Source organism: Kocuria sp. NBRC 114282 (assembly GCF_030268385.1).
GTDB classification, from domain to species: domain Bacteria; phylum Actinomycetota; class Actinomycetes; order Actinomycetales; family Micrococcaceae; genus Kocuria; species Kocuria palustris.
In genome coordinates this window covers 343567-356328 of record NZ_BSQO01000002.1, presented here as the reverse complement: position 1 = coordinate 356328, position 12762 = coordinate 343567, and the positions used below count along the sequence as shown (strand labels likewise).

Here is a 12762-nt window from a genome sequence, read left to right as displayed (position 1 = left end):
CAAGGCCTGAGAAGGGGGACCGCCGCACGGATAGGTCACTCTTCTGGCGTGGCCGATGGGCGGCCCAGAAGGATGCGCACCATGTCCGCTGGTGGTCACCATCGCTCGACAGCCCGGACCCACGCCCATGCTGCGGGTACGCCACCGCTCGCAGTGCCGGCCGACCGGTGATGGTGGGATCTTCCGCGCGGGGTGCCAGGTCGGGGCACCGCAGTCACCGTCCGGACCGAGGCCCGCTATCGAGTCCGGGAGCTCGGATGGTGCGCATCATCGGAGTGAGCAATGCTTGCGAGCTCGGCGCGCGTGCGGGCGCCGTATTTCCGCAGCAAGTTGGCCACGTGGTACTTCACGGTGTTCGCCGTGATCCCGAGCTGGTCGCCGATGCGCTGGTTCGAGATCCCGGTCGCGACCAGGCGCAGCACCTGCTTCTCGCGGTCGGTGAGTTCCTCGGCGCCCTCCACGGTGAGCGCTGCGCTGGGTGGGTCCAGCGGGATCTCGATCCGCAGCGTCGTCCCCCAGCCCGGGGTCGTCTCCACGTCCATGGTTCCGTCGAGCGCCGCCACCCGCTCCACGATCGGACGCAGTGTGTCGTTGTCCGCCGTCACCGCGGTTCCCCCGTCGTCACGGACCTCCATCAGCAGGTTGCGGCCATCGCAGTCCCAGCCGATCCGGGCGCGTGCAGCGTCCGCGCGGTCCATGAGCGAGAGCACTGCTGTGCGGGAGATGGCTCGGGCTTCCCGAGCGACCGGGCCCGGCAGCGCCCGTCCTCGCGCAGGAGGCTCGGCGAACTGGACGTGCAGTGGCCCGGAGCGGATCAGAGGACGCAGTTCGGCGCGCAGGCGCGAGAATGCCTCGGCTACCGGCTCGAGCACGCTCTCCTGCTGCGCATGGACCGAACGAGCACGGATGAGCGCGGAGGAGGCGATCTCCGTGGCCTCCCTGCGCGCGGCAGCATCCGCGAGTCGGCCGGAGCGGAGCACGGCGAGGATCGATTCGAGGGTGATCGCATGCTGATCGGCCTGCTCGGCCAGGGCACGGTCCCGCGACAGGGAGCGGGCACGTTCCAGCGGGGTCGGGAGGTCGCTCACCCCGCTACTCTAGCCCGACCTGGGAGACCCACCCGATCGAACGGGGCGCCCCGCTCATCGGGCAGCAGTGAACCGCCGCGGACCGGCCCAAGATGGTCGACATGGAAGAACGAGGCATTCAGGATTCGCTGACGCGGATCGTCAACGAGATCGAGGGGGCAGCTGCCCTTCCCGACGCGCCCGCGCTCGCGGCCGCCGTCGAGCTGACAGCGGACGCCCGGCGGGTCTTCGTCCACGGCGCTGGACGCTCCGGGCTCGCGCTGCGGATGACGGCCATGCGCCTCATGCACCTCGGACTGGAGGTCCACGTCGTCGGTGAGACGACGACCCCGGCGATCGGAGAGGGCGATCTGCTCCTGACCGCCAGCGGTTCCGGCACGACCTCGGGGGTGGTGAGCGCGGCTGAGACGGCGCGATCCGTCGGTGCCCGCGTCATCGGGATCACGACCGACCCCGAGTCACCGCTTGCTCAGCTGTCCCACGCCGTCCTGGTCATCCGTGCAGCGACGAAGACAGACCGGTCCGAGCAGCAGTCGGCCCAGTATGCCGGCAGCCTCTTCGAGCAGCTCCTCGTCCTCGTCGGCGACGCTCTCTTCGACGTCCTGTGGCAGAAGAGCGGACAGAGTGCGGATGCGCTCTGGCCCCGTCATGCCAACCTCGAATGACCTTTCTTCCCCGTTCCATCATCGACACCACCACGAGAAAGAGACACCCTGACATGCGTCTGCAGTTCGCCATGGACACCCTGACCACCGAGTCCGCCCTCGACCTCGCCGCGAAGGCCGCCCCCTACGTCGACATCCTCGAGCTCGGCACCCCTCTGATCAAGAGCGAGGGCCTCGCGGCGATCACGGCGGTCAAGGCCGCCCACCCCGACAAGACCGTCTTCGCCGATCTCAAGACCATGGATGCCGGCGAGCTGGAAGCTGACATCGCTTTCTCCGCCGGAGCCGATCTGGTCACCGTGCTCGGCGTCGCCGGTGACAGCACGATCGCCGGCGCGGTCGCCGCGGCGACCAAGCACGGCAAGGGCGTCGTCGTCGATCTGATCGGCGTGTCCGACAAGGCCGCACGGGCCCGAGAGGTCGTCGCCCTCGGCGCCGTCTTCGTGGAGATGCACGCCGGCCTCGACGAGCAGGCGGAGGACGGCTACAGCCTCGACGTCCTGCTCTCCGCCGGCAAGGCCGCCGAGGTCCCGTTCTCCGTCGCCGGCGGCGTCAGTGCGGACTCTGTCGAGGCCGTCCAGCAGGCGGGAGCAGACGTGGCCGTCGCGGGCAGCGCCATCTACAGCGCATCGGACGTCGCCGCCGCGGCCGCCGCCATCCGCTCCGCCATCCGGTGACCACCGCCCACCGCATCCCGTGGTGAGGGGGCGGGTGACGGCACGCCCGGACCCTGTCCCCTCCCACCGGATGCGGTGGACTGATGCCGCAGACGATCCCCGCGTGGCGCAGAGCGCCACGTGACCCTCCTCCCCGCAGGACGTGCCCGGCATCGGCGCCGGTCGGAGGTCCGCTCGATCCCGGCGATGGCTGCTGTCATGACGCGCATACGCCGGACTCCCCGCAACGGCTCGATCGACAGCAGCGGACTCCGGCTCATCGACCGCCGTCCGGGCCTCGGAGCACACGATCTCGCCGAGCTCCCGGCGCGGGCGGCGACGGTGCTCTCGCAGAAGCGCTCGATCCGCGTCATGATGATCGTGACGTTCTGGATGGCGCGGTGGCACGTCCCGACGGCCCCGCCATGTGCGATGTCGCTGGAGCCGCGTCAAACCTTCTCAGTGCCGGTCCCCTCGGTGGACCGGCACTCGTCCGCGTGACACCCCCCGCTGGAGCTCCCCGCCAGGACCGGCGCCGGGTGACACCGGTCCCTCCGCGACGTGCGCGCGCCGGCGGCCCTGGCACCAGTGATCGTCCCCCCTCGCCCCGCGAGGCGATCCGGAGCGGGAGGTGAGGGGCGTCAGGAGCGTCGCAGCGACCTGCCCCGTCTCCCCCGATCACGCCCTTGCGCACTCGTCACCACCGCTGAGCTCCGGCATGCCGGCCCCACCGGCGCCAGGCCCGCCCCGGGCATCGTCCAGGACCGGATCGTCGAAGGATCCGTGCACAGAACCGGACCGCGGCCGTCGCTGGAGCGACGATCGCGGGCCGGGTGCATGACATCCCTGAATCAGGCGGGGATCATGCCATGCGGGTCGATGATGAACTTCTCCGAGGCACCGGTGTCGAACGTCGCGTAGGCGTCGGGGGCCTCGTCGAGGCTGATGACCTTGGTGTTGAGCATGTCGCTGAGGTAGGGCATGCGGTCCCACAGGATCGACATCATCAGCTCACGGTTGTAGTGCATGATCGGGGCCTGGCCGCCGGAGATCCGAGGCGACTTGATCCACGCCTTGCCGAAGTCGAGCGAGAAGGTGCCCTCCTGCTCGGCCTTGGAGGAGGCCAACGGGTCGGGACCGTAGACGCCGACGATGCCGGTGGCACCGCCTGCGCGGGTGGCGTCCATGACCTGGTTGATGGCGTGGGCCGGGTTCATGTCCTCGGCCTCGCGGCCGATCCCGTGGGCTTCGTTGCCGACGTAGTCGACGGCGCAGTCCACCATGGGTTCGCCGAGGATGGCCTCGATCTGATCGGTCAGCGGCACGTCCTGGTTGAGGTCGATGGTCTCGCAGCCGTTGTTCTTCATCAGGTCCAGCCGGTCCTGATGGTAGTCCCCGACGATGATGCAGGAAGCGCCCAGGAGACGGGCCGCCGCGGCGCCGCAGCGTCCCACAGGTCCGGCGCCGGCGATGTAGACGGTCGAACCGGGCTTCGCCCCGGCCTCCATGAGGCCGTGGAACGCGGTGGGCAGGATGTCCGAGAGCAGGGCGAGGTCACGGATCTTCTCCATGGCCTGGTCCTTGTCCGGGAAGCGGAGCAGCTGGAAGTCGGCGTAGGGGACGAACATGTACTCCGCCTGTCCGCCCTGGAAATCACCCAGGTTGAACCCGTAAGCGCCGCAGGACACGTCAGGGTTCACGGTCTCGCACGCCTCGGTGTGGCGGGCGCGGCAGTTGCGGCATCGGCCGCAGGCGACGTTGAAGGGGACCGAGACCAGGTCGCCTTCGGAGAGGAACTCGACGTCGGAGCCGACCTCGACGACCTCGCCGGTCATCTCGTGCCCCATCACCATGCCCTGGGGTACGGGGAAGGAACCGCGGTAGATGTGCAGGTCGGAACCGCAGATGTTGGTGGCGACGATCTTGAGGATGACGCCGTGCGGGGCGCTCTTGCCGTTCGGCATCTCGAGCTTCGGGAAGTCGAGGGTCTCGACGCGCATGTCCTTGACGTTCTGGAACACGACGGCGCGGTTGCTGCTTGCCATGACGATCTCCTCCAGTTGCGGATGGCCCGGTCGCGGAAGTGCCACGGTCATGTGGATGCCCGTGGCCCGCGGCCTCGGCTCTCGTCGAGCATATCCAAGGAGGAACCTCGTCCTCCACCGAGGTGCCCGCCGCCGCTGCGGCGACAGGCGCCACGGGCAGGTGGACCGTGGAGGACCGGGCCATGCTCCGACCGATCGGTGGAACGCGTTGCTAGTCTCGCCGGCATGGTCGAAGCACGCAGGTCCGCATCGTCGGACTCCTCACCCGTTCAGCCCGACGTGCTGGTGCTCGGCGCGCGCGAGCACAACCTCCAGGACATCGACCTGGCGGTCCCCCGCGACGCTCTGGTGGTGTTCACCGGCGTCTCCGGCTCGGGAAAGTCCTCCCTGGCCTTCGGAACCCTGTTCGCGGAGTCCCAGCGCCGTTACCTCGAGTCCGTCGCCCCCTACGCCCGTCGCCTCATCGACCAGGCAGGCGTCCCCGACGTCGACTCAATCACGGGCATGCCGCCGGCCGTCGCTCTTCAGCAGCAGCGCGGGGGCCGCAGCGCGCGGTCCTCGGTGGGCAGCATCACCACGCTCTCCTCGCTGGTGCGCATGCTCTACTCCCGGGCCGGCCACTACCCCGATGACCAGCCGATGCTCTACGCCGAGGACTTCTCCGCCAACACCGTGCAGGGCGCATGCCCGGAGTGCCACGGCATCGGCCGGGTGTACGAGGTCACCGAGGACATGATGGTGCCGGACCCCTCACTGACGATCCGCGAGCGGGCCATCGCCTCCTGGCCGATGGCCTGGCACGGTCATCAGCTGCGCGATGTCCTCGTCGCGCTCGGCTACGACGTCGATGTGCCCTGGAAGGATCTGCCGAAGGAGGATCGGGACTGGATCCTCTACACGGACGAGACGCCGCACGTCCCGGTCCACTCGCGGCTCACGCTCTCCGAGGCGCAGGCCGCGACCGCGGCCGGCGTCGAACCGACCTACTCGGGCACCTTCGTAGGAGCTCGTCGATACGTCCTGGACACGTTCGCGAACACCAAGAGCGGGTCGATGAAGCGGCGCGTGGCACAGTTCCTCACGGCCGCGCCCTGCCCTGCCTGCCACGGCAAGCGGCTGAAGCCGCAGGCTCTGTCGGTGACCTTCGAGGGCCTCGACATCGCCGATCTCTCCGCGCTGCCCCTCGCGGAGCTCTCGACGTTGATCGAGGAGGCAGTCGAGCGGGCCACCGGCGATCTCGACGGGACCGAGACTGCCGGTCAGGCACTGGACGAGGCAGCCCGACGCGACGCTGTGCAGCAGCGCGTCGACGCTGGCGGATCAGCCCATGAGGCAGCCCCCGACGTGCGCAGGACGCCGAACCACTCGGTGGAGAAGCTGGCCGCGACAGCGCGCCTGGGCGCAGAACTCGTCAACAGACTGCGGCCCATCATCGACCTCGGCCTGGGGTATCTCTCCCTGAGCCGCACCACCCCCACCCTCTCGGGTGGGGAGCTACAGCGACTGCGGCTCGCGACTCAGCTGACCTCCGAACTGTTCGGTGTGGTCTACGTGCTCGATGAGCCTTCCGCAGGGCTTCATCCGCAGGACGTCAGCGCGCTGCTCGGCATCCTCGACGGGCTCAAGCACCGGGGCAACAGCCTGTTCGTGGTGGAGCACTCGGTGGACGTGATGCGGCACGCCGACTGGCTGGTCGACATCGGGCCCGGCGCGGGTGAGCGCGGCGGCCGCGTCGTCTACAGCGGGCCCTACGAAGGGCTCGCCGAGGTGGAGGAGTCCGTCACCCGCGGATACGTCTTCGGGGGCAGCGGCCTGCCCCACCGGACGCCTCGCGAGCCGCAGGGATGGCTGAAGCTCGAGCACGTCATGCGCAACAACCTGCGCGACGTGACGATCTCCTTCCCGCTCGGGGTGTTCACGGCCGTCACCGGAGTGTCGGGATCAGGCAAGTCCAGCCTGGTCAGCCAGGCCCTACCCGCGCTGCTCGACGAACGACAGGGACGAGCAGACGAGGCGGAGGACGCTGACGCCGCCGACGGGGACGAGCTCCTGCTGTCGGACGAGCCCGACGAGCTCGAGGGTGAGATCCGAGGCGACGTCAACGGGGTGCGCCGCGTCGTGAGCATCGACCAGAAGCCCATCGGTCGCACCCCGCGCTCGAACGTCGCCACCTATACGGGCCTGTTCGACCACGTGAGGCGGAGGTTCGCGGAGACGCCCGAGGCTCGCGCTCGCGGGTACAAAGCGGGCAGGTTCTCCTTCAACGTCACCGGCGGTCGCTGCCCTACCTGCAAGGGCGAAGGATCCGTCATGGTGGAGCTGCTCTTCCTCCCCTCGGTCTACACCGAGTGCCCCGACTGCCACGGCACCCGCTACCAGTCCAGCACGTTGGAGATCTCCTGGCGTGGCCGCAACATCGCGGAGATCCTCGCCATGAGCGTCGAGGAGGCCCACGACTTCTTCCAGGGCGAGTTCGACATCATGCGCTCGCTCACGGCGCTGGTCGACGTCGGCCTCGGATATCTCCGTCTCGGACAGCCGGCCACCGAGTTGTCCGGAGGTGAGGCGCAGCGAGTGAAGCTCGCCTCCGAGCTCCAACGATCCCAGCGCGGGGACACCCTCTACGTCCTCGACGAGCCGACGTCCGGGCTGCACAGCGCCGATTCCGATCGGCTCGTGACGCATCTCCAGACCCTCGTGGACGCAGGCAACACCGTCGTCGCGGTCGAGCTCGACATGCGCATCGTCGCCGTGGCCGACCACGTCATCGACCTCGGGCCCGGGGCGGGGGACGACGGCGGCACGGTGGTCGCCTCAGGCACGCCCGCGCAGGTCGCCTCGTCCGGCTCCGGTGCGTCGGCACCGTACCTCGAGGCCGCGCTCCGGGAGGCCGCCTCCCGGACGTGAGCGTCGTACGGCTGCGACGAGGGCGATGACCTCGTCGCAGGGAGCGCATCGGACGAGCAGGCTGCGTCACCTGATCGGTGACCCTCGCCGTGTGACTTCCCCGCGCGGTCAGCAGGCGCTCCGCCCCGTCTGCGGATGAGGTCGGGAACCGGTGACCCTCGAACGACGCTGACCGGACGTCCTGCGGCGGCGTCGACGTCCTCGTGCCCCCGGCATCCCGGTGTCCCGGAGGAGATGGCCACGTGCGCCCCGTCCCTGACGTACGAGGTCTACACTGGCTGAGGGGCAGACGCTCACATTCGGCCAGGCCCCGGCGAAGAACGACAGCCGTCGATCGCGGCAGGTCATCGTCGACCACAGGGCCGAAACTTCTTCACCGTCTCCCAGGATCCGGCCCGAGAATCGGCAGCCACCACCTGCCGGCACTCCGATGAGCGCAACGACGACTGCACCCGAGTCGTCCTGCACCCGAACCACGCTGCCCGGTACGGACATCGTGCGGCTCGCCCCCACGGGCAAGCCGTCATCTCTCGCAGAACGGAGCAGAACATGGCAGACGAATTGCATGGCAAGCGGATCGCGATCCTGGCCGCGGACGGCGTCGAGCGCGTGGAGCTCGAGCAGCCGCGACAGGCTCTTCAGGACGCCGGGGCCACGACCGTGCTGCTCTCGCTGCACGAGGGCGAGATCAAGGCCCGCGAGAACGACCTGGACGAGGCTGGGACGTTCTCGGTCGATGCCCTGGTGAAGTCGGCCTCGGCCGACGAGTACGACGCCCTGCTGCTTCCCGGCGGCACGGTCAACCCCGATCAGCTGCGCGTGGATACCGACGCCGTCGGATTCGTGCGCGACATCATGGTCGCCGACAAGCCGGTCGCCGCGATCTGCCACGGACCGTGGACGCTGATCGAGGCCGGTGTCGCGAAGGGTCGGACGCTGACCTCGTACCCGAGCATCCGCACCGACCTGCGCAATGCCGGAGCGAACGTCGTCGACGAAGAGGTGGCGCGCGACGGGAACCTGATCACCAGCCGCTCGCCCGAGGATCTCCCGGCCTTCAACGCCGCGATGGTCGAGCTGTTCAGCCAGGACAAGTGAGGAAACCATGATCAACTCTGCATTGTCGGTCGTCGTGCACGCCAAGCCCGGGAAGGAGCAGGACGTCGCGGACTTCCTCCGCAGCGCCCGTCCCATCGTCGAGCAGGAGGAGGGTACGCGGGCCTGGTTCGCTCTGCAGTTCGACGAATCGACCTTCGGGATCTTCGACGTGTTCCCCGACGACGAGGCCCGCCAGACCCACCTCTCCGGAGGCGTCGGTCAGGCACTCGCTGCACAGGGAGCAGATCTGTTCAGCACAGAACCGAGCATCCAGAACGTCGACGTGATCGCGTACAAGCTGCCCGGCGAGACCTCCTAGAGAAACAGCGTCGATTGACCTTGGGGTGCGCCCCGGGAATCGGCTCCACAGCCGTGGCCACGGCTGTGGAGCCGATTCCCGGGGTGTCCCGTCCAGGACCGTGCGAGTTGCGCTGCCCGCTGGCGGCCGATGGTCCCCTCAGCGGGGCACCCAGACCGCCAAGTCGCCCCGGATTCACTTGAAATCCACGCCGGGCATCTCGTGACAGGCCTGATCAGCGAGCAGTGCCGACCACTTCGACGCGACACCCCGGGCCCTACTCTTCGCCCACTCGAGCGTCTTCGGCACGCGATTCGATCGTCGCTGGGCACGGATCGGCTGCTGCTCCGCCATTTGGCTCGGCACGAGCGCGGCGAACTCGTCGGTCTCTGAGAGATGCCCGCCGAGCTGAGGAATCGGACAGCTTCGCGCGAATCCCGGCCCGCGTCCTCATGGTCGTGCCGCAGGCCACAGCACTGCACCTCCGACAGATCGTGCGAGAACGCACGACATGGGGACTGCCGCACGATCAGGTGACAGTTTGACCTATCCATGCGGCAGTCCCCATGACGTCGCAGTACCCCTGGATGTTCGCGCTTGACCACGACGACCGAGCTCGATGCGCTCAGGATCTGATCGACGCCGCGCGAGCCTCCTTCTCCACCTCGCAGCCGCACCTGGCGATCGCCAAGCTCACCTCATGGCGCGAGACCGCTGAAGCCATCGCCGCGGGGCTGGGAGAGGAGGTCGTCGAGTGGCTCGACTCTGACGACGAGAACGGCGCGACCTTCATCGTCCGTTCCGGGAGTCGCCTGGGGAATCACGTCCCCAGGCTCTGCGCCACCCTCTGCACCAGGCCCTGGGCGTTCTCCAGGGTGCGCTGCGAGCGCTCCTCCAGGGAAAGGGTCTCCTCCATCTGCCGCACGCCGTCGGGCTTGCGCCGGCCCACGGTGTAGTCGCTGCAGGCGAGGTCCGTGCAGATGTAGGTGCCCACGCTGCTGTACCGGTCCTTGGCCGACTTTGAGCGCTGGATCGAGAACATGGACACCCCGGTGGAGGTGTGCAGGGTCAGGCACAGCTGGCACATCCGCGCCCCGCCGTTGCCCTTCAGCGTCGACTTCTCCATCACCAGCCCGCGCAGGCCGTCGTCGGTCTCGACCACCAGGTAAGCGGCCTTGGGCGACTTGGGATCGGTCCAGCCCAGGATGATCTGGGCGTCCCAGTCGATCTGGTCCAGATCCTTCGGCACCGCCAGGCGCTGCGCGGCTCCCTTGGAGCAGTTCAGGAAGCTCTTGCGGATCTCGGACTCGGAGTGGGCGTGCACGGGGGTCGGCTCTCTGCGGAAGGAGGGACGGGTGCTCGGAGCACCCGCAGGGCGGCGCCGAAGGTATCACAGCCCCCGCAGTTGTGACCGGGAGCACAGCGAACGATAGATTGTGCCCATGGCCGCCGTACCGCCGCTGTTCAGCGATCTCGCCGCCGCCGTCGGCCTCGACCCGTCCCAGGCGGCCGCCATCCGCGGTCCGCGCCTGTGGTGGTGCGGACCCCTGGACGTGGAGGGCCTGGCCCTGGGTTCGGCGCAGGCCGCCGCCACGGGACTGTCGCATCTCACCGGGCGGGACCTCTCGGTGGATGCCGAGAGAGTGGCCGCCTCCTTCGCCTCGATCTCCCACCTGCGCGTCAACGGCCGTCGTCCGCAGACCGCGGGAGCGCTGTCCGGATTCCATGCCACCGCCGACGGCTGGGTGCGCCTGCACGGCAACTACCCGCACCACGCCCGCGCCATCGAACGCGCCCTCGGCGCCTCGGATCTGCGTCGCCTGACGGAGGTGCTCAGCCGTCGTCAGGCTCTGGAGGTCGAGCAGCGCGTGCGCGACGCCGGCGGGGTGGCCGCCGCCGTGCGAACGCCCGAGTCTTGGGCCCGCAGCACCCCGGGCCGCGCCGCCGCGCGGGGCCCGTGGCTGCGCTTCCAGTCCTCCGGCATCCCGGTGCGTCGCTGGGCACCGCCGGAGGGCGGCGGCGACGCTCCCCTGCTCGGGCTGCGCGTCCTGGATCTCACCCGCGTGATCGCCGGCCCCAGCGCCTCCCGGCTGCTGGGTGCCCTGGGGGCGGATGTGCTGCGAGTGGACCCGCCGTCAATCCCCGAGCTGCGCGGGCAGCACCTGGACACGGGCTTCCACAAGCGCAGCGTCGTGCTCGATCTGCGCAATCGGCGCGGGCTGCAGACCCTGCAGCGCCTGCTCGACGACGCCCACGTCCTGCTGCTCGGCTACCGCGGCGGGACGCTGTCCCACTTCGGCGTGGAGGACGACCAGCCCGTGATCGAGCGCCCCGGGCTGCGCGTGGTCCGTCTGAGCGCCTGGGGCTCGGCCGGTCCGTGGGCGGGCAGGCGCGGCTTCGACAGCATCGTCCAGGCAGCCTCCGGGATCGCCCACCTCTACCGCTCCCCCGACGGCGCACCCGGTGCCCTGCCCGTTCAGGCGCTGGACCACGCCACCGGCATGGGCGTGGTGGCCGCCGTGGGAGCCCTGCTGGCCTCGGATCACGCCGACGTCGCCCACCTGTCCCTGGCCCGCACCGCCGCACTGCTGCTGGAGCACCCGCAGACCACGGGGTCGCCGCGGCACACGCGCGTGCAGCTGCGCAGCATGCGCACCGAGGAGCACGGCCACCTCCAGTTCGTGCCGCCGGCGCTGCTGCTCGACGACCGCGGCGTGGAGTACACGCAGGGACCGGGCCGCTACGGCGGCTCCGAGGCCTGGTTCCTGGACCGGCCGCCAGGGTCCTGACGGCAGCGAGTCGGCTCAGACCGCCGACGTGCCGGGTTCGCCCAGTCCCGCTCCCAGGGACTCGCGGATCGAGTCCATGTGCGTGCGCATGGCCGCCTCGGCGCGCTCGGGGTCCCCTGCGATGATCGCCGCCAGGATCTCGCGATGCTCCCGCAGCTCGATCTCCTCACTGAGGTGCCAGCGCAGCTGCGGCAGGACGTGGTGCGCCCGCACCATCTCGTGATGCAGGCCCTCGAGGATGCCGGCCAGTCGATGGCTGCCGGAGGCCCTGCCCGTGGGCATCGCGCCCACGGGCTTCACCCGCTTCATGCACAGCGAGGGCGAGGACGCCGGGGCGGCCGCCGCGAGGCGCTTCGACATCCCGTTCAGCCTCTCGACCATGGGCACCCGCTCGGTGGAGCAGGTCGCCGAGGTCTCCGGCGAGGGACGACGCTGGTTCCAGCTCTACCTCTGGAAGGACCGCCGCGCCTCCGAGGAGCTGGTGCGCCGCGCCTGGGAGACCGGCTACGACACCCTGCTGGTCACTGCCGACACCCCCGTGGCCGGACTCCGCCTGCGCGACACCCGCAACGGCATGACCATCCCGCCCAAGCTGCGCCTGTCCACCGTGCTGGATGCCTCCTACCGCCCGGAATGGTGGCTGAACTTCCTGAGCACGGACCCCCTGAGCTTCGCCTCGCTCTCCGGCAGCGGCGCCTCCCTTCCCGAGGTCATCAACTCGATGTTCGAGCCGACCCTGGACTTCGAGGACCTCGAATGGATCCGCTCGGTCTGGCCGGGGAAGCTCTTCCTCAAGGGCGTGCTCGGCGTCGAGGACGCCCAGCGGGCCGTGGCCGCCGGCGCCGACGGCGTCGTGGTCTCCAGCCACGGCGGCCGCCAGCTCGACCGCGTGGTCCAGCCGCTGCGTGCGCTGCCGCGCATCCGCGAGGCCCTCGGCCCGGACGCAGAGATCATCTACGACTCGGGCATCCTCTCCGGCACGGACGCGATCATCGCCCTGGCCCTGGGGGCGGACTTCACGCTGATCGGTCGCGCGTATCTCTATGGGCTCATGGCCGGCGGGCAGGAGGGCGTGGAGCGCGCGCTGGAGCTGCTCGAGCAGGAGATGCGCGTGACCATGCACCTGCTGGGGGTGGCCACGGTCGACGAGCTGCACCCGGGTCTCATCACAGGGGCCTGAGGCTCGACCTCAGGAGACGATGAAGGGCGCCGGTCG

General features: G+C 69.7%; 11 protein-coding genes. 7 read left to right on the top strand and 4 right to left on the bottom strand.

The features are described 5' to 3' along the window. Nucleotides 1-236: 236 nt before the first annotated feature. Nucleotides 237-1088: a LuxR C-terminal-related transcriptional regulator gene (locus QSJ40_RS05295; RefSeq protein WP_285729414.1), complete on the bottom strand. Its 852-nt coding sequence runs from the start codon at nucleotides 1086-1088 to the stop codon at nucleotides 237-239. Between the two features lie 92 nt (nucleotides 1089-1180). Between QSJ40_RS05295 and hxlB the strand changes: the two genes are divergently transcribed. Continuing rightward, nucleotides 1181-1753, top strand: a complete 573-nt coding sequence (gene hxlB, locus QSJ40_RS05290) for a 6-phospho-3-hexuloisomerase (protein WP_006215287.1) — start codon at nucleotides 1181-1183, stop codon at nucleotides 1751-1753. 53 nt (nucleotides 1754-1806) lie between these two features. After that, nucleotides 1807-2430 (top strand): 3-hexulose-6-phosphate synthase, encoded by a 624-nt coding sequence (hxlA, locus tag QSJ40_RS05285; protein ID WP_285729410.1) that lies wholly within the window; start codon nucleotides 1807-1809, stop codon nucleotides 2428-2430. An 830-nt stretch (nucleotides 2431-3260) separates the two neighbouring features. Here the strand turns inward: hxlA and QSJ40_RS05280 are convergent. Continuing rightward, nucleotides 3261-4454: an alcohol dehydrogenase catalytic domain-containing protein gene (locus QSJ40_RS05280; RefSeq protein ID WP_285729408.1), complete on the bottom strand. Its 1194-nt coding sequence runs from the start codon at nucleotides 4452-4454 to the stop codon at nucleotides 3261-3263. A gap of 225 nt (nucleotides 4455-4679) precedes the next feature. On the opposite strand from QSJ40_RS05280, the gene QSJ40_RS05275 reads away from it, so the two are divergent. The 3 genes from QSJ40_RS05275 (at nucleotide 4680) to QSJ40_RS05265 (ending at nucleotide 8778) form a co-directional block, all read left to right on the top strand. Further along, nucleotides 4680-7361, top strand: coding sequence for an excinuclease ABC subunit UvrA (locus tag QSJ40_RS05275; RefSeq protein WP_285729406.1), 2682 nt, complete (start codon nucleotides 4680-4682; stop codon nucleotides 7359-7361). Between the two features lie 549 nt (nucleotides 7362-7910). Beyond that, complete coding sequence (locus tag QSJ40_RS05270; RefSeq protein ID WP_062949524.1) at nucleotides 7911-8459, top strand: type 1 glutamine amidotransferase domain-containing protein; 549 nt, start codon at nucleotides 7911-7913, stop codon at nucleotides 8457-8459. Nucleotides 8460-8466: 7 nt separating this feature from the next. Then, nucleotides 8467-8778, top strand: a complete 312-nt coding sequence (locus QSJ40_RS05265; protein WP_006215294.1) for a putative quinol monooxygenase — start codon at nucleotides 8467-8469, stop codon at nucleotides 8776-8778. Between the two features lie 799 nt (nucleotides 8779-9577). Here the strand turns inward: QSJ40_RS05265 and QSJ40_RS05260 are convergent. Next, a complete protein-coding gene (locus QSJ40_RS05260; RefSeq protein WP_204782950.1) occupies nucleotides 9578-10081 on the bottom strand; it encodes an FBP domain-containing protein in 504 nt (167 codons plus the stop codon). A gap of 118 nt (nucleotides 10082-10199) precedes the next feature. Between QSJ40_RS05260 and QSJ40_RS05255 the strand changes: the two genes are divergently transcribed. Continuing rightward, nucleotides 10200-11546 (top strand): CoA transferase, encoded by a 1347-nt coding sequence (locus QSJ40_RS05255; protein ID WP_040561240.1) that lies wholly within the window; start codon nucleotides 10200-10202, stop codon nucleotides 11544-11546. Nucleotides 11547-11561: 15 nt separating this feature from the next. Here QSJ40_RS05255 and QSJ40_RS05250 read toward each other — a convergent pair whose 3' ends face one another. Beyond that, on the bottom strand, nucleotides 11562-11828 hold the full coding sequence (locus QSJ40_RS05250; RefSeq protein ID WP_006215297.1) for an FCD domain-containing protein: 267 nt from the start codon (nucleotides 11826-11828) through the stop codon (nucleotides 11562-11564). Between QSJ40_RS05250 and QSJ40_RS05245 the strand changes: the two genes are divergently transcribed. Continuing rightward, complete coding sequence (locus QSJ40_RS05245) at nucleotides 11821-12726, top strand: alpha-hydroxy acid oxidase (protein ID WP_006215298.1); 906 nt, start codon at nucleotides 11821-11823, stop codon at nucleotides 12724-12726. The genes QSJ40_RS05250 and QSJ40_RS05245 overlap by 8 nt on opposite strands. The last annotated feature ends 36 nt before the right edge of the window (nucleotides 12727-12762 follow it).

Bases quoted from the DNA above. Each gene is read 5' to 3' on its own strand.
- hxlB (WP_006215287.1), top strand. From the start codon at position 1,181: ATGGTCGACATGGAAGAACGAGGCATTCAGGATTCGCTGACGCGGATC.
- hxlA (WP_285729410.1), top strand. From the start codon at position 1,807: ATGCGTCTGCAGTTCGCCATGGACACCCTGACCACCGAGTCCGCCCTC.
- QSJ40_RS05280 (WP_285729408.1), bottom strand. From the start codon at position 4,454: ATGGCAAGCAGCAACCGCGCCGTCGTGTTCCAGAACGTCAAGGACATG.
- QSJ40_RS05275 (WP_285729406.1), top strand. From the start codon at position 4,680: ATGGTCGAAGCACGCAGGTCCGCATCGTCGGACTCCTCACCCGTTCAG.
- QSJ40_RS05270 (WP_062949524.1), top strand. From the start codon at position 7,911: ATGGCAGACGAATTGCATGGCAAGCGGATCGCGATCCTGGCCGCGGAC.
- QSJ40_RS05265 (WP_006215294.1), top strand. From the start codon at position 8,467: ATGATCAACTCTGCATTGTCGGTCGTCGTGCACGCCAAGCCCGGGAAG.
- QSJ40_RS05255 (WP_040561240.1), top strand. From the start codon at position 10,200: ATGGCCGCCGTACCGCCGCTGTTCAGCGATCTCGCCGCCGCCGTCGGC.
- QSJ40_RS05250 (WP_006215297.1), bottom strand. From the start codon at position 11,828: ATGCCCACGGGCAGGGCCTCCGGCAGCCATCGACTGGCCGGCATCCTC.